The sequence below is a fragment of the Amycolatopsis sp. NPDC051903 genome, from assembly GCF_044452505.1.
GTDB lineage: Bacteria > Actinomycetota > Actinomycetes > Mycobacteriales > Pseudonocardiaceae > Amycolatopsis.
In genome coordinates, this window is the sequence record NZ_JBITBT010000051.1 from 1 (window position 1) to 16,240 (window position 16,240).

The 16,240-nt window shown below is 68.0% G+C and carries 12 protein-coding genes; 2 read left to right on the plus strand and 10 right to left on the minus strand.

Translation table 11 applies throughout. The annotated features are described in order from the left end of the window. The first annotated feature begins 605 nt into the window (after positions 1–605). On the plus strand, positions 606–1,994 hold the full coding sequence (locus ACIA77_RS47475; protein ID WP_395892797.1) for a recombinase family protein: 1,389 nt from the start codon (positions 606–608) through the stop codon (positions 1,992–1,994). A gap of 37 nt (positions 1,995–2,031) precedes the next feature. Here ACIA77_RS47475 and ACIA77_RS47480 read toward each other — a convergent pair whose 3' ends face one another. From ACIA77_RS47480 to tcuA, 10 genes are all read right to left on the minus strand, one after another. Continuing rightward, positions 2,032–2,502 carry a transposase gene (locus ACIA77_RS47480; protein WP_395892798.1) on the minus strand — a complete coding sequence of 157 codons (471 nt, stop codon included), beginning with the start codon at positions 2,500–2,502 and terminating at the stop codon, positions 2,032–2,034. Positions 2,503–2,855: 353 nt separating this feature from the next. Then, complete coding sequence (locus tag ACIA77_RS47485) at positions 2,856–4,319, minus strand: aldehyde dehydrogenase (RefSeq protein ID WP_395892799.1); 1,464 nt, start codon at positions 4,317–4,319, stop codon at positions 2,856–2,858. Beyond that, positions 4,319–5,902, minus strand: coding sequence for a GMC family oxidoreductase (locus ACIA77_RS47490; protein WP_395892800.1), 1,584 nt, complete (start codon positions 5,900–5,902; stop codon positions 4,319–4,321). Before ACIA77_RS47490 ends, ACIA77_RS47485 begins: the two co-directional genes overlap by 1 nt. Position 5,903: 1 nt before the next feature. Further along, positions 5,904–7,082 carry a mandelate racemase/muconate lactonizing enzyme family protein gene (locus tag ACIA77_RS47495; RefSeq protein WP_395892801.1) on the minus strand — a complete coding sequence of 393 codons (1,179 nt, stop codon included), beginning with the start codon at positions 7,080–7,082 and terminating at the stop codon, positions 5,904–5,906. Beyond that, positions 7,079–7,759 (minus strand): cyclase family protein, encoded by a 681-nt coding sequence (locus tag ACIA77_RS47500; protein ID WP_395892802.1) that lies wholly within the window; start codon positions 7,757–7,759, stop codon positions 7,079–7,081. Before ACIA77_RS47500 ends, ACIA77_RS47495 begins: the two co-directional genes overlap by 4 nt. Positions 7,760–7,793: 34 nt before the next feature. Next, complete coding sequence (locus ACIA77_RS47505; RefSeq protein WP_395892803.1) at positions 7,794–9,167, minus strand: MFS transporter; 1,374 nt, start codon at positions 9,165–9,167, stop codon at positions 7,794–7,796. A gap of 73 nt (positions 9,168–9,240) precedes the next feature. Continuing rightward, the gene (locus tag ACIA77_RS47510) at positions 9,241–10,731 is read right to left on the minus strand and encodes an aldehyde dehydrogenase (protein ID WP_395892804.1); all 1,491 of its coding nucleotides are present in this window, start codon (positions 10,729–10,731) and stop codon (positions 9,241–9,243) included. Further along, a complete protein-coding gene (locus ACIA77_RS47515) occupies positions 10,728–12,125 on the minus strand; it encodes an MmgE/PrpD family protein (RefSeq protein WP_395892805.1) in 1,398 nt (465 codons plus the stop codon). The genes ACIA77_RS47510 and ACIA77_RS47515 overlap by 4 nt, the downstream gene beginning before the upstream one ends. Then, complete coding sequence (locus tag ACIA77_RS47520) at positions 12,122–13,540, minus strand: MmgE/PrpD family protein (protein WP_395892806.1); 1,419 nt, start codon at positions 13,538–13,540, stop codon at positions 12,122–12,124. Before ACIA77_RS47520 ends, ACIA77_RS47515 begins: the two co-directional genes overlap by 4 nt. Beyond that, positions 13,537–15,120: an FAD-dependent tricarballylate dehydrogenase TcuA gene (gene tcuA / locus ACIA77_RS47525; protein ID WP_395892807.1), complete on the minus strand. Its 1,584-nt coding sequence runs from the start codon at positions 15,118–15,120 to the stop codon at positions 13,537–13,539. Before tcuA ends, ACIA77_RS47520 begins: the two co-directional genes overlap by 4 nt. A 135-nt stretch (positions 15,121–15,255) precedes the next feature. Here tcuA and ACIA77_RS47530 point away from each other — a divergent pair, with 135 nt between their 5' ends. Continuing rightward, positions 15,256–16,191, plus strand: coding sequence for a LysR substrate-binding domain-containing protein (locus ACIA77_RS47530; protein WP_395892808.1), 936 nt, complete (start codon positions 15,256–15,258; stop codon positions 16,189–16,191). Positions 16,192–16,240 lie beyond the last annotated feature (49 nt).

Sequence of the window (16,240 nt, forward strand, 5' to 3'; positions counted from 1 at the left end):
TCGGCTACCTCAGCCCCGCCCGCTACGAAACAACCACACGCCACGTAGCCTAACCACACCTCAACGACCCTGTCCGTCAAAACGGGTCAACCCCACCGACGGAACCCCGAGCCACAGAACGTGGCTCCCAGTACAACCCGTTAACCCCGCCCGGTGCCCAGCCGTCGACGACCATAAAGCTACCGAGAACCTGAACCACCTCCCGTTCAACGCCGGCCAACGCACACCAAGCGAGCCGAGACTGCTGGAACAATTCTGGAGCAGCGGCGCATGGTCAACGTTTATCGACAGGGTCCAACCGCGCCTAACCGCCACCAACTACACCTGACGACCAGCGGATTCCCGATAACCGCAGATCAGAGGCATGGTTCGGACCTTTCTGGCAGAGGGTGTCGAGGACTTCGAGTCCACAGACCCACACGCGGCGATGACTACGGCGTTATACCCCTACCCTCCGGTGTCTCCGCTGCGCTGTTCGGGCGAACGTAGCCAGGCTCACCGTCATGGACCCGGAACCGGTGCATCGGTTCATCGTGCCCCCTACCCCGCCAACCTCCAGGTCAGCGCCATCCTCAACAGCGACAGTGGACGTGCTAGCGCAGTGGATGACCACCGGCAGACTCACCCGGCCCTCTCGCCCGCCACAGCCGAGCCGCGGGTTGCGGTTCGCCTTCTACGGCCGCACCTCAACCCTGCGCCACCAAGACCGTGCTTCATCACAGGGTTGGCAACGCGACATGGCCGAGGACCTCGTCACCGGCCACGGCCAGATCGTCGCCGACTACTTCGACGCCGGCACCTCCCGCCGCACCCCCTGGCCACAACGACCTCAGGCTGCCCAGCTGATGACCGCGATCACCAGTGCCGAGCGGGCAGTCGATGCGATCGTGGTCGGCGAGTACGAACGCGCCTTCACCGGATCGCAGTTCGCCACGATCTACGCCTGGTGCGCCCGACACGGCATCCAGCTCTGGCTACCCGAAACCGCAGGACCAGTCGATCTCGACAATCCTGATCACCGAGCGCTCACAGCGCTGCTGGCCACCCAATCGCAACGCGAAGTACTCCGCGCCCGACACCGCGTCCTGGCCGCCATGCACAACCAAGCCACCCAGCAAGGCCGCTACCTCGGCGGAAGACCACCCTACGGCTACCAACTCGTCGACGCCGGCCCTCACCCCAACCGCGCCGACGCCCGTTGGGGCCGACGGCTGCAACGCCTCGCGCCCGACCCACGCACTGCGCCGCATGTCACCTGGATGTTCCGGCAACGGCTCGCCGGCCACAGCGTCGCCAGCATCGCCCGCAACCTCAACGAACGAGGCATCCCCTGCCCCTCCAGCGCCGCCCCCGACCGCAACCCGCACCGAAGCCGCGGCGCCTGGAGGCTGCGCACCGTCGCCGTCATCCTCGCCAACCCCCGCTACAGCGGCCGGCAAACCTGGAACCGTCGCACTACAGGGTCCACCGATCCGAGGTCAACACCCGCGCTGTCGATCAAGCTCGCCCACCCAGCCCTCGTCACCGAGCACGACTTCGTCACTGCTCAGCAGATCCGGGCGGCGCGACCGGCCAACGACGGCCGTGCTCGCCGATTCGCACTCGCAGGCCTCATCCGTTGCGGCACGTGCCACCGACGTCTCGACTCCCACTGGAACCACGGACGCCCGACCTACCGATGCCGACACGGCCACAGCAGCACCCGACGCCCAAACCAGGCTCGGCCGAAGACCATATACATCCGAGAAGACCATCTCATCGACCAGATCAGCATCCAGCTCGGAGACCAGACCACCAACAGCCACACCACACTCGGCCCGGCCGAACACACAGCAGCCGCATCGCGGCAGCGCTACGCGCATCAGGAAGATTCATCGTCTGCGACAGCACCGGTTGGCGGCTCGAAACGATCAACTCGACCTGAGCCCCCACCAGGCAGAACCACCAAGATCGCGTTTCGCGATCCGTGGGGTAATACTGTGTCCGAGACTTGAACCCCTCCGCATGGGAGATCTCCCAAGTTTCGGGAGATCATGTCACCAGCGTAACCGACGAGCACGCGGTGTGGACACTCCCCCAACCCTCGGCTCTCGATATCGCCGGCAGTTGATTGCGTTGTCGCAGACCGGCGTAGGAGCGGATACCGTCCAGCGAGGTGAACCTGCCCGGTTGGTCCAGCCGGCCAAGGATCTGGGCGGCCAGGATCGAGCCAACGCCGGGGACCGACGCGACGATCCCGGCCGGATCGGCCCGGCACAGCAGCACCCGGATGCGTTCATCGCGATCGTTGATCTCCTCGGTGAGGTGCAGCGTCAGCCGTGCCTCCAGGGCGATGTCTTCGGCGAGGTCGGGGTAATCGAGTTCCTCGGCCCAGAGCGAGGGCGTTTCCTCGGCGGCGGGCAGCCGGACGGCTGGGCTTCGCCCCAGGCGCCGCGGGAATGGCGGTGGAAGAACCGCGCGAGGCGTGCCCGCCCAGCCGCGGGACCTGGTGAGGGTCGGCAAAGTCGGCCAGGGAACGCAGCGGGGTCTTGTTGGCCAGGCCTGCTCCCAGGGCGGCGTGCCGGGTCGGCCAGAGCAGTTCCAGGAGGGCGTCGAGCCGGGCGAGGACGCTAGTTTGACCAGGTTGGATGGCAGTTTGACCGCCCGGCGCAGGGGTTCTCCCGGCCCGCGGCCGTTGGTGATGTGCAGCCCTTCGGGATGCAGCAACGGCAGCTTGGCCAGGATTTCGAATCCAGCCGGTCGACCTTGGTGCGGTTGGCGTAGTAGGACCCGGCCCCACACCGGTGCCGGGCGCCCTGGTGGCACGCCCCGCGTGAGCGCGCCACCGGGGCTCTCGCCCGGTTGCTTACCGCCGGTCAGGTGCCGAGCCGGAACGGGTCTCGCTCATCATCAGACAGGTCGATCATCGTGTTCTTGATCCGGGTGTACTCGAGCAACGCTTCGGTGCCGCGCTCGCGCCCATAACCACTGCGTTTCACCCCGCCGAACGGTGCCTGTGCGGCGCTCGTGCGGTAGGTATTCACCCATACCGTACCCGCGGCCAGCCGCTTGGCCACCCGGTGAGCCCGGGTGATGTCGGTGGTCCAGATCCCGGACGCCAGACCGTAATCGGTCCCATTGGCGATGGAGATCGCCTCGGCTTCGTCGCGAAACCGCATCACCGCCAGCACCGGGCCGAACACCTCGCGCTGCGCCAGCCGCATCTCCGGCGTCACGTCGGCGAACACTGTCGGACGCACGAACAACGCGTCGGTCGGTTCCTCGTCGCGTCCGCCCGTGACCAGCCGCGCACCGTCTTCGACTGCTTCCTCGATCCTCGTCAGCACGGACTCGTACTGCGCTCGGTGCGCGATCGGCCCCATGTCGGTGCCTGGGTCCATCGGATTGCCGAGGCGGATCCGCCCGGCCCGCTCGGCCAGTGCCTGCACCACCTCGTCGTAGATCGAGTCGTGGACCAGCAGCCGCGAGCCGGCGATACAGGTCTGCCCGCCCGCGGCGAAAATCCCCGCTACCGCACCGACAACCGCCCGGTCGAGCTTCGCGTCCGGGAAGATGATGTTCGCCGACTTCCCGCCGAGTTCGAACACGCACGGCACGAGATTCGCGGCAGCGTTGGCCGCCACTCGCCGGGCCGTGCCCACACCACCGGTGAAACTGATCTTGCCGACCCGCGAATCAGAGGTCAGCGCGTCACCGGTCTCGGTCGCACCGGTGACCACATTGATCACCCCAGCGGGGAAGCCCACCCTTTCCGCCAGCCGGGCGAACTCCAGCGTGCTGACACTTGCGTGTTCCGAGGGCTTCACCACCGCGGTGTTCCCCGCCGCCAGCGCCGGCGCCAGCTTGTTGGCGAGTTGACTCAGCGGCGAATTGCAGGCGGTGATCAGCGCGGTGACACCGATCGGCTCACGAGTGGTGAAGTCGACCGTGTCGGGGTTGTCCAGCGGCTTCGTCTCCCCGGTGAGCTTGTCAGCGTTTCCAGCATGGAAGTGGTAGTTCCGGGCGGCGAACGCGATCTGCGCCTTGTTTTCGCGATATACCTTTCCGCTGTCCCGGGTTTCGATCTCGGCCAGCACGTCCACGTTCTCTTGCAGGGCATCCGCGAGCGCGTCCATCAGCCGCCCCCGTTCGACCCCGGGGGTGCGCCCCCAGTCCAGGGCTGCCTGGTCCGCGGCGCCGATCGCCTGCGCCACGTCCGCGCGGCTCGCGGCCGTCAACCGTGCCCAGGGCTTACCGGTGTAGGGATCGATAGAGGTAAGTTCTTCTCCTCCGCCGCGCACCCAGCTTCCGCCGATGTACTGGCTGGTGCAGTCCTTCATCAGCGATCCCCCGCAACCCAGTCTGCGACCCGCTCGCCGACCATGACCGCGGGCAGGTGTGTGTTGGCGCGCGGCACCGTCGGCAGCACCGACGTGTCGGCGACACGCAGGTTCGTCACACCGCGCACGCGGCACTGCAGGTCGAGGACCGCCGCCGGGTCGCCCGGAGCGCCGATCGCGCACCCGCTGGCCGCGTGCGCGGTGTCCCGGATGACCTCGGCAGCCCAGCGGTCCAGCTCGGCATCGGACATGGCCAGATCGACTTCGTGCCCCGCAACGTCCACAACGGACGTACCGGAGGGGAACCCCCCGGCGCGGACGAGGTCGAAGGTGTGACGCAGCAGGTACCGGGCAAGCTTGGCGTCCCGCTCGTCACCGAGCAGGTTGAAATCGGCCTCCGGCATGGTCGCCGGGTCCGGGGAGACAATCCGCACGCTGCCGCGGGAGTGGGACTGCGCGAGCTTGCACAGCAGACCACCGAGGTCGCCGCCGGGTGCGAGGTTGACATCCGTGATCAGCAGATCCCCGAAACCGTTGTCGGGCAGCCCCGAGGTCAGCCGGATCGTGCAGTTACCCCGCCGCCGTTCGCTGCGGGCGGGCCGGCCGTCGGGCACTCGCAGCAGCAGCTCGAACCCGCCGTGGTCCTGCAGCCCGACCCCGACCGGCAGGTCCTGCCGGACTGGGATGCCCAGCGAGGTCAGCAGCCCGGCCGGGCCGATGCCCGACCGCTGCAGGATCGCCGGGGTCAGGAGCGCGCCGCCGCTGAGCACCACCTCCTCGGCGTGGAACTCACGTGGCTCACCGTCCACAATAGCCGCGACACCGACCGCACGGTCCCCGTCGAAGAGCACCCGGTCCACCAGCGCCCCGCCGATGATCGTCAGGTTCTCGCGCTCGCGGGCCGGTTCCAGGTAGGAGTCATTGGTTGTCCACCGGTGCCCGTTCTCGATGTTCGACGCGGTCAGGGCCACGCCCTGCGCCCCCGGCGCGTTGTGATCGGGCGCCCAGTCATGCCCGAGCTTGGCCGCCGAGTCCCGCAACCCGTCGTCGATGGTTCCCCAATCCTCCTGCGGCACACGGGAAATCGGCGTCGGACCGTCTGCACAGTGGTACGGCTCGGCGCCGAAGTCCAGGTCCCGCTCCAGCCGCGAGAAGTAGGGCATGACCTCCTCCGGCCCCCATCCGGCATACCCGGCGGCTGCCCAGTCGGCGAACTCCTCCACCGGTGGCCGGATCGCGTAGCACCCGTTCACCGAGGAACACCCGCCGAGGCCGTGCCCACGCAGGTACGCTGCCGGTGCCCGCCCGGCGATCCGCTTGGCGACCTGGCCCTCCCACTGGTATTGCGGGGGAATGGCCCCGTGCGTGGTGATGTCCCACTTGTACATGTTGACCGGGTTGCGCAGGCTCGGCGGGCAGGTGTCGTAACGCCAGTCGGGTCCTGCTTCCAGCAGGAGCACCCGCAGGCCGGGCCGCTCGCTGAGCCGGCCCGCCAGCGTGGCGCCGGCCGAACCGCCGCCCACCACGATGCAGTTCCAGTCCGCCATCGTCTTGCCTGCCTCCTTGTGACGTCGTTCGTTCATGTCAGGACCGCGACACCGATTCGCTGAGGATGGTGCGCGCGGCCACCGCGTCCTCGTCGATCGTGATCCCCAGCCCGGGACCGGTCGGCACGTCCACATGCCCGTCCTGGATGACGAAGCCGCTGTCGGCGACCAGCGGGTCGGCGCCGGCCACCCCGAGCCCGAAGATGAACTCCGCACCCGGCATCACATGGCGCTCGGGCAGGCTCGCGCAGTAGTGCGCGCCCGCCGCCGCTTCCAGCTGGGACTGCACGGCGAGCCCGCCGATGTTGATCCGCATCGACGCCGCCTCGGCGATCGCCGCGATCCGCTTGGCCTGGTGGATCCCCCCGGTCTTGTACAGCTTGACGCACAACACGTCCACCGCCTCGGCCTTGGCCAGGTCATGGGCGTCCTGGACGGTGAACAGGCTTTCGTCGGCCATCACCGGTACCCCGGCGGCCGCCGCACGCACCCTGGCCAGCCCCGCCATGTCCCGGCGCCCGACCGGCTGCTCGACGTAGCCCAGGTCGTACTCGGCCAGCGCGGACATCGCCTTGATCGTCTCGCTGACCAGCCAGCCGGTGTTCGGGTCGACGCCGATCACCACGTCCGGTCCGACCGCGGCCCGCACGGCGGCGAAGTTCGCCACGTCCGCCCGCCAGCCGCCCCGGCCGCCCGCTTTCAGGCACAGCACCTTGATCCCGAACTCGTGCACGGCGCGCTCGGCGTCGTCGATCATGGTGCGCACGTCGTCGGCGAGGCTGATCGACCATTCCAGCGGGATCCGGCTCTGGCACGCCCCGCCGATCAGCTTGTGCACCGGCAGGCCGGCGGCCTTGCCCATCGCGTCGTGCAGGGCGAAGTCCACTGCGGCGCGGGCGTTGGAGTTGAACGGCAGGATGCGGTCGAAATCGTCCCAGGTCCGGGCGATGTCGAACACGTCCTTGCCGATCAGATACGGGCCGTAGATCTCCCGGATCGCAGCGATGACGCTGTGCACGGTGTCGGGTACGAAGTGCCCCGGTGCGGTCGGGCGCACCTGCCCGTATCCGACCACCCCTTCGGCGTGGATGCGGACCAGCACCGGCTTGCCCATCGGGGTTCCCGCCGGACCGGTGTCGTAGCCACCGCTGGACATCGTGCGCCGCACCCGCCCCGCCAGCTCGGTCACAACGATGTCAACCCGTTCGATCTTCATGCCACACTGCTTTCTTCCAGAAGGGCCAGTGCCCTCGCGGGTGCGCCGTCGCCGCCCAGCACTGACAGCGCACCGAGGAACAACGTGCACCAGCGGTCCGGAATCTCCCGCAGCACAAGGTTTTCCACGATCAGGGTCCCCGCGCCGAGCAGCGTGCCGTGGATCTCGTGGTGGTAGTCCGGCGGGCGCAATCCCATGGGGTATTCCGGGGTGATGGTGTCCACGCCGACCAGGCGCAGGCCGGTGTCCGCGGCCCACTGCGCGGCGTCCACGCTCAGATACGGGTGTTTGTCCACGTAGTCGGGCTCGGCGTACCGCTCGTCCCAGCCGGTGCGCACCAACAGAGCGTCCCCGGCACCGAGCACCACCCCGTGTTCATCCAATGTGGACTTGAGATCCGTGGCGGTCACCGGGTCCGGCCCGTCCCGCAGCACCTGCGCGCAGTACGCGGATCCGATCAACGACTCCAGCGGCAGCTCATCGACGGTGACGCCATCGGCGACGAAATGCGACGGGGCGTCCAGATGTGTGCCTATATGGGTGGGCATGTCCAGCCGCATCGCCCGCATCCGGTGCTCGTCCCAGGTGCGCACCTGAGTGAACTCCGCAGCCGGAATGGTGCGGGCGTGGGGCATGCCCGGCTCCAGTGGATGGGACAAGTCCACAACACGGGTCATCCTGACACTCCTCGTCGTCGAGTGGTCGGTCGCCTCATGCATCTTTCGCACTGCGCACCTCATGCGTCCACCCTTCGCCGGCGGGTGTGGCCAATCCCCCTCCGGAACCGGGCTCGGGCAGGCGACGCCGCCCCGTCTCCCGGCATTTCAAGACGGCAAACAGCCCAATCGCCGCGCAGAAGGCCAGCAGCAACGCAACCGGCCAAGTCGATCCGGCCGCCGCCGCGACCGCGGTGGTCACCACCGGCGTCAGGCCGCCGACCACCGCGGCGGAGAGCTGGTAGCCCAGCCCCGCGCCGCTGTAGCGCACCTCCGGCGGGAACAGCTCCGGTGCCAGTGCACCGGGAATGCCGAACATGACCCCGATGAGCAGCCCACCCACCAGCAGGACCAGCACGACCAGCACCGGTGACTTCGTCATCACCGCCAGGAACAGCGGAACGGAGGCGAAGATGGTGAAGATCGCGCAGCCGATGAACAACGGCCTTCTGCCGATCTTGTCCGTCAGCCACGTTCCGATCAGCACCGCCAGCAGTTCGACGACCGCGAACACGAGCAGCCCGACGAAGAACAGCTGCGAGGACATCCCCAATGTCGTGGTACCGAACGCGGGGATGAACGTGACGAACATGTAGAATCCGCCACTGGTGGCCGAAAACATACCAAAGGTGAGCAGCAGCTCCTTCGGGTTGTTCCGCAACACCGACAGCACCGGGAACCGGTTCAAGCTCTTGCTGGCACGAGCCTTCGCGAAGGCTTCGGTATCGGCGAGGTTGCGCCGCATGTATAACCCGACGACCACGAGCAGCGCACTGGCCAGGAACGGCACTCGCCAGCCCCAGGAGTGCTGGGCCTGCTCGGGCAGCAGACCGACGAGCGCGAACACTATCGTCGCCAGTAGCAGCCCCAAGGGGGAACCCATCTGCGGCCACCCGCCGTACCGGCCGCGTTGCCCCTCCGGCGCCGACTCCACCGCGTAGACCGCGGCGCCGCCCCATTCGCCGCCGAGCCCGAACCCCTGGCACAACCGCAGCAGCACCAACAGGATCGGCGCGGCGACCCCGATACTGGTGTAGGTCGGCAAGCACCCGATGAGCACCGAGGAGGTGCCCATGAGAAGCAGGCTGGCCATCAGCACCCGGCGACGGCCTAACCGGTCACCGAGATGCCCGAACACGATGCTGCCCACCGGCCGGGCGAGAAAGCCCACCCCGAAGGTGGCGAAGGACAGCAAAGTGCCGGCCACGGAGTCGAAACTGGGGAAGAACAGCTTGCTGAACACGAGGGACGCCGCCAGGCCGTAGGCCTGGAAGTCGTACCACTCGATGGTGGTGCCGATCAGGCTGACCATGGCCACTTGGGCCGGTGACGGTCGCGTGCGCCCGGTGAGTGCGATCGGATCAGACATCGGTGTCTCTCCTATCGGACCAGCTGTGCCCTGGGCCCGGGGTACGGGCCGGAGCGGGGACGGTGGGGGCCGGTCAGTCCCGGAAGGGATCTGCCGGATCCGTTGTGGACAGATCGACGTACACCGCTTTCGTCTCGGTGTAGGCGTCGAGTACTTCCAGCCCGTTCTCCCGCCCGATCCCGCTCATCTTGAACCCGCCGTAGGGCAGGGCCGGCAGGATCGGCCGAAAGGTATTGACCGAGACCAGCCCGGTTTCGATCTGGGCGGCCACCCGGTGGGCGCGGCTCACGTCCGAGGTCCACAGGCCTCCGACGAGCCCATAGCGGGTGTCGTTGGCCATCGCCACTGCTTCCGCCTCGGTGTCGAAGGGCATCACCGCCAGTACCGGGCCGAACACCTCCTCCTGTGCCAGCCGCGAGGCCGGATCCACGTCCGCGAACACCGTGGGTTCCACGAAGTAGCCGCGGTCCAGACCGGCCGGACGGCCACCACCGGTCAGCAGCCGGAAGCCCGCTTCCTTGCCGTAGTCGATGTAGGACCGGGTTTTCGCCAGCTGCTCGGCCGAGGTGTGCGGCCCGATGTGCGTGCGTGGGTCCGTCGGCAGGCCGACCCGGATGCGCGATGCGCGGTCGGCGAGATTCTTGGTGAACTCCTCGTAGGCGGGACGTTCGACGAAGACCCGGGAAGCCAGCGAGCAGGACTGGCCCGTGGACCGGAACGCGCTGTGCACCGCGACGGTCAGCGCCCGGTCCAGGTCCGCGTCGGCGAAGACCAGGTAGGGCGATTTTCCACCGCACTCGAAGGAAACCCGCTTCAACGTGCCGGCCGCGGTGGCCATGATCTTCTGGGCTGTCCGGTGCTCACCGGTGAAGGTGATCTTGTTCACGCCAGGGTGTGCGACGAGTGCCTGACCCGCGACCGGACCGAAGCCGGGCACCACATTCACCACGCCAGGTGGGAAACCCGCTTCCTCGATCAGCTTCGCCAGCTCCAGCGCACTGGCCGGGGTCAGCTCGGCGGGTTTGAGCACCACCGTGTTGCCCGCGGCCAGCGCCGGAGCCAGTTTCCACGACGAGAGCGAGATCGGCGAGTTCCAGGGCAGGATCGCGCCGACCACCCCGACCGGCTGACGCCGGGTATAGGCATGGGCGGAAGCACCGACCGGCACCTCCGCGCCGCGGATCTTGTCCGCGGCGCCCGCGAAGAAGGTGAACCAGTCGGCCGCGCGCAGCATTTCGCCGCGCGTGTCCCGCACCGGCTTTCCGTTGTCCCTGCTTTCGATCGCGGCGAGCCGGTCCGCGTCCCGGCGCAGGAGTTCGGCCAGCTTCAACAGCAGCGCACCCCGCTGCGTGGGGGTGATCTTCGTGCGCCAGGGGCCGGTCATCGCCGCACGAGCGGCCGCCACGGCGGCGTCGACGTCCTGCTCGTCGGCCTCGGCGACCTCGGCCCAGACCGCTTCGGTGGACGGGTCGATGGACCGGATTACCCGGCCGGAGTGCGGCTCGACCCACTCACTGCCGATGTACAACCGGTCGTACCTGCGCATCTGCGCTGTCTCGGTCATCGCGCTACCTCCACCATCGCGATCAGCTCGGCGACCGGGGTATCCCACGGCAGCGCGGCGAGCTCCGCACCGACCTTCCGCGACTGGGCGCCCAGGAGCCAGGTGGTGTTGCGCTCGAACTTGGTGAGCACGTCGTCGTCGGCCAGGGGCGCCTCGGCGCAGCCCGGGTGGTAGGGCACCCTCTTGGTGAAGGTACGGTCACCCGCTTTGACCTCGATCACCGCGGGACAGTGCTTCGGGTAGTCCGAGTCCGGGTCCTCCGCCGTGACGATCTTGTCCGCCAGCGCGCCGACCGCCGGGTCCGACAGGGCCGGTACGCGGAAGGTCGAGAGCCCGACATCACCGCGCACCAGCGCGCTCGCCACGACATAGGGCAGGCTGAAGCGCGCCTCGTGCGGCTCCTGCGGGTGCGTCTTGCGGTCGGCTGGCTGGGTAACCAGCGTCAGGCCCGGCTCGGCGAGCAGGCAGGTGACCTTGTCGATGTCGGCGTGGGTGATGCCCGCCGCCGCGAACTCCACCAGCAGCTCCTTGACCCCGGCGATGAACGAGTGCATCAGCTGGCAGCAGGGGTAGGGCTTGATCGCGGTGTCGGGCAGATGCCAGCGGGTGCCGAGCCCGTCGGCGGGCGTGCGCCAGTCCAGTTCGTCCTCGATCGGGGTCAGGTGGGTGTGGAAGAAGCCGAAGTCGCCTTCGAACACGGTGCTCGGCCCGGTGATCCCGGCGGCAGCCAGGTCGGTCGCGACGATGCCCGCGTGCGCGCCCCAGCCACCGTGCAGGATCTTCGACGTCGACCCGGTGCGGGTGGATTCCTGAATCCCCGAAGCGAACGTGCCTGCGATGCCGAACGCATCGGCGATGTGCGGTGCGTCGAGCCCGGTAAGCCGCCCGATGGCCGCCACGGAACCGAACCCGCCGATCAGCGAACTGGTGTGGTAACCGCGAGCGAGGAACCGCTTGCCCGCGACAAATCCGAGCCGGATCATCGTCTCGTATCCAGCGGCCATCGCGGTCAGGACCTCGTCGAGCCGCTGGCCGCGGTCCTGCGCCACGGCCAGTACCGCCGGGGTCACCGTGGAACCGGGCCGGGCCAGCGAAGAGCCGTGCTTGTCGTCCATTTCCAGCGCCTGGGCCAGCGAGCCGTTGAGCAGCGCGGCGGACTCGGGGCGCGCGGTCTCGCCCGCGCCGAGCACGGTCGCACCCGCGTCGCTGCGCCACTGCCGGGCCAGCTTGCCGAGCGCCGCACCGGTGGTTTCGGCGGGGTCGGCGCCGGCGATGGCGACCCCGATGGTGTCGACCAGATGCCACTGCGCCGCGCGGCGCACCGGTGCGGGCAGGTCCTCGTAGTGCAGTCCGGCGCTGAACTCGGCCAGTGCCGAAGACAGGGACGGGCTCATGCGGCCACCCGCATCTTCTGCGCGAGCGCACCGATCTCGGGCGAGGGAGCTTGGTGATTCTCCAGGTCGAGCACGATCTGCTGGATCTTCTGCGCGGCTTCGTCGGTGATCACGCGGGTGGCGAGGTTGCGGAACTTCGCGGCCAGGTCCTCGTCGGAGATCGGGTTCTTCCAGTGTCCGCTGCGGTAGAGCACGCTTTCAGTGAGTTGCTCCCCGGACTTGGTGGTCAGGGTGACCCGCACCGCACGCATCTCGTCCTTGCCGAGTGCGTCCAGGTCCGGGGCGACGACGACCTCCACCCGGCCGGCCAGTTCGAGGATCTGGGGGTCGGCGAGCCGGTCATCGGTGTACCCGTCGATGAACGCGGTACCGTCGATCAGCGTGACCGCCGCGGTGTAGGGCAGGTTCATCTGCGCGGCGATGGTCTCGCCGTTCGGCACGTAGGGCCACCCACAGTGGACGTAGACCATTTCGGTCGTCTCCACCTTGACGTGCTCGACGTCCCCGGGCTTGATTCCGCCACGCGCACGGATGGCACGCAGCGCGTCCACACTGGTCTGGCTGCTGGCCAGCGACGAGTACTGCTTGAAGCCGTTGCGCAGGATCTCCCAGTGCTCGCCGAGCCCGGTGGTCGCGTAGTCGAGGTCGTACTCGGCCGAGTAGGTGGAGCAGAAGCCGCCGTAGGGTGCCTCCAGCACGTCGCGCACACCCGTCAGGCCCTCACGCGCGGCCAGCGCGGCGATGATGCCGTTCTGCGCGGCCTTGCCCGAGTGGAACCGCTTCGCCATCGCGCCGAACTGGGCGGCCATCAGGCCGGCGGCCTGCGAACCGGCGAGCCCGAGCGTGTTGATGTATTGCTCGGTGTCCAGCTCCAGCAGGGTCGCGACCGCGGCGGCGGCGGCGAAGGTGCTGGTCAGCCCGCACGGGTGGAACCCGCGGTGGAAGGCACTGGGGCTGACTGTGTTCCCCACGCGGGTGCCGACCTCATACCCGGCGGCGACCGCGGTGATCAGCTGCTTGCCGTCGAACGGGCCCATCGCCTCGGCGACCGCGATCACGGCGGGCACCACCCCGGCGCCGTAGTGCGACATCGACTGGTCGTGGCAGTCGTCGAGTTCGTAACCCTGGGCCGCGGTGCCGTTGATCATGGCGGTGCCGAGGGCGTCCGCCCGCACAACGCGGCCCCAGCCGCTGGCCGCCGGCGCCTGGCCGAGCTGGCCGACGGTCCGGGCCACGGCGTCGGCCCAGGGGGTGGCCGAGCCGTAGATCCCGCAGCCCAGGCTGTCCAGAACACAGCGCTTGGCCATGGCCACGACCTCGGGCGGCAAGCTCTCGTACCGCAGCCCTGCCGCGAATGTCGCCAGTTCCCGCGTGACCGGCCGGGTGCTGACCTCGCTGTCGATGGTGCCGGTCATCGGCTGGCAATCCTTTCCTTGTTCGTCCCGTGGCCGTTCGCCGCGTGACCGTTCGTCCCTTCGGTGCGGGCGAGCGCGGCCTTCGCCGCGCTCGCCCCGGCGAGGCGGCCGAAGACCGCTCCGCTGGTGAGACCGCTGGCACCGGGGTAGTTGTGGTAAAAGATCCCGCCGACCATCTCACCGGCGGCGAACAGTCCCGGGATGGTTTCGCCGTTGACGTCGACGACCTGTCCGTGGTTGTCGATCTTCACGCCACCGAAGGTGAACGTGATGCCGCAGGTCACCGCGTACGCGGTGTAGGGCGGGGTGTCGAGCTTGACCGCCCAGTTGCTGCGCGGCACATCCAGCCCGTCGGCGCTGCGGCCGTCCTTGACGTTGGGGTTGAACGGCACATCGTCCCGAACGGCCGCGTTGAACTCGCGGACTGTCCGGAGGAACTGTGCTTCTTCGAGTTCGTCGGACAGCTTCGCCGCCAGCTCCTCCAGCGTGTTCGCCTTGACCTTGGACACGTGGCGGGTGCGGTACTCGTCGCGCATCAGGTGCTCGGTCTTGCTGTCGAAGATCTGCCAGGCCGCCTGTCCCGGCTGTTCCAGTACCGCGCGGCCGTACTTGGCGTACGTGTAGTTACGGAAGTCGGCGCCCTCGTCGATGAAGCGCTTGCCTTCGCTGTTGACCACCACCGCGAACGGGTAGTTGTGCCGCTGGAACTGCGGCGTCAGCGCCAGATCACCGAACTCCGACGCGTTGCGCTCCCAGGCCACCGAGTGGCAGCCCGACCAGTGCCCGAACGGCTGCGCACCAGCCTGCAGGGCCATCTCCAGCCCGTCCCCGGTGTTGTACCGGCTGCCCCGCACCTTCGCCAGGTCCCAGCCCGGGCCCAGGTAGCGCGTGCGCATCTCGGCGTTGGCCTCGAAGCCACCGCAGGCCAGGATCACCGATTCCGCCTGGTACTCCCGGGTGTGGCCATCGACCTTCACCCGGACTCCGCGTACTCCCCCGTCGTCGTGGACCAGCCCCCTCACCCGTGCGCCGTAGACCACCTCGACGCCGACCTTGCCCGCGGCTTTGTACAGCGCGTCGACCAGTCCCGGCCCGCCGGCCGCGACCGCGATGGTCGCGCCGCCCCAGAAGGTGAACTTTCCGTCCACTTTGTACGCTTGGCGGCCGAAGTTCGGCATGAACCGCACACCCTGCTCACGCATCCACAGCAGCGTTTCCTTGCTGCGGCGCACCAAGATCTCGCACAGGTCCGGATCCGTGCGGTACTGCGTTATCCGGGCCATATCGTCAAAGAAATCCGATTCGGTGTACTGCCCGAAATCGGCTGACGCCATTTCGTCGTCAGTAAGGTCCGGCGCGAGTGCACGAATATCGTCCGCACCTTCGTAGACCACGCGCATGAGCCCGTCAGTATAGGCGCTGTTGCCACCGCGCTCCTTTTCCGGAGCGCGCTCCAGCACCAGCACGCGAGCGCCTTCCTGCGTCGCCGAAAGAGCCGCGCACAGTGCCGCATTCCCACCCCCGACGACAATGACGTCGTACGCGGCACCACTTCCCGGGCCCGGCCTTAGATCTGCCATTCGGTTACCTCCCGTAGGTCTTCGACCTGGCTCGCTGGAGCGTATCACCGAAATGCATGCTGGAGCAGACCATTATGCTATACTGGCATACTGGAACCTGATACTACCGGCCGACAATGCCCCGTGGAGGTCCCGGTGAAACTGCAACAACTCCATTACGTCCTCGAAATCTTCAAACACGGGAATCACCTTTCCGCCGCGGCCGCTGCTTTGCACACTTCCCAGCCGGGTATCAGCAGGCAGCTGCAGCTGCTGGAAAGCGAACTCGGTTTCGAAATATTCGCCCGCACCCGCAATCGCATCGATGGCCTCACGGAGCCGGGCAAACTGGTGGTGGAGCTGGCCCAGCGGATCATGAGCGATGTCGACGCGCTGTCCTCGCTCAAGGCGGACCTGGCGGCTTCCGATCGCGGCACCCTCACCATCGCCACCACCCACACCCAGGCGAGCTACGTCCTGCCGAAGGTGGTCGGGCCGTTCGTGGCGGACTTCCCGGACGTGCACCTGGTGCTCAAACAAGGTGATCCGGAAGGAATCTGCACCCTCCTGGAGGCAGGAGAAGCCGATATCGCGATCGGCACGGAGGTACTGCCCGCTTTTCCCGAGCTGGTGAACCTCCCCTGCTTCGCACTTCCGCGCGCGGTCATCGCCCCAGCCGGGCACCCCATCCTGTCCCGCGAGCTGACCCTGCCCGCGATCGCCGAGTACCCGCTGATCACCTACGACTCACGCTTCAGCGGACACTGGAAGGTGCGCACCGCGTTCGAACGCGCCGGGCTCGAACCCAAGGTGGTGCTCAGCGCGATCGACGCCGGGGTGTGCAAGACCTATGTGCGGATGGGCCTGGGCCTGGCCGTCCTCACGAAGATCACCTTCGACCCCAAGCACGACACCGGCCTGTGCACCGTCGATGCGGACCACCTGTTCGAATCCAGCACGACCTACCTCAAACTGCGGCGCAACACCTATCTCCGCCCCTACCTGCTGGAGTTCATTCACCGCTTCGCCCCGCGCCTGACCCCGGACATCGTGCGCGCGACGCTGAAAGACGCCGGCGGCCGCACGGAGTAAGTCTCCGGGTGCTGCAGGGAATAATCGGCGGAAGGTCAAGAATTCCCTT

Bases quoted from the DNA above. Each gene is read 5' to 3' on its own strand.
- ACIA77_RS47475 (WP_395892797.1), top strand. From the start codon at position 606: ATGACCACCGGCAGACTCACCCGGCCCTCTCGCCCGCCACAGCCGAGC.
- ACIA77_RS47485 (WP_395892799.1), bottom strand. From the start codon at position 4,319: ATGAAGGACTGCACCAGCCAGTACATCGGCGGAAGCTGGGTGCGCGGC.
- ACIA77_RS47490 (WP_395892800.1), bottom strand. From the start codon at position 5,902: ATGAACGAACGACGTCACAAGGAGGCAGGCAAGACGATGGCGGACTGG.
- ACIA77_RS47495 (WP_395892801.1), bottom strand. From the start codon at position 7,082: ATGAAGATCGAACGGGTTGACATCGTTGTGACCGAGCTGGCGGGGCGG.
- ACIA77_RS47500 (WP_395892802.1), bottom strand. From the start codon at position 7,759: ATGACCCGTGTTGTGGACTTGTCCCATCCACTGGAGCCGGGCATGCCC.
- ACIA77_RS47505 (WP_395892803.1), bottom strand. From the start codon at position 9,167: ATGTCTGATCCGATCGCACTCACCGGGCGCACGCGACCGTCACCGGCC.
- ACIA77_RS47510 (WP_395892804.1), bottom strand. From the start codon at position 10,731: ATGACCGAGACAGCGCAGATGCGCAGGTACGACCGGTTGTACATCGGC.
- ACIA77_RS47515 (WP_395892805.1), bottom strand. From the start codon at position 12,125: ATGAGCCCGTCCCTGTCTTCGGCACTGGCCGAGTTCAGCGCCGGACTG.
- ACIA77_RS47520 (WP_395892806.1), bottom strand. From the start codon at position 13,540: ATGACCGGCACCATCGACAGCGAGGTCAGCACCCGGCCGGTCACGCGG.
- tcuA (WP_395892807.1), bottom strand. From the start codon at position 15,120: ATGGCAGATCTAAGGCCGGGCCCGGGAAGTGGTGCCGCGTACGACGTC.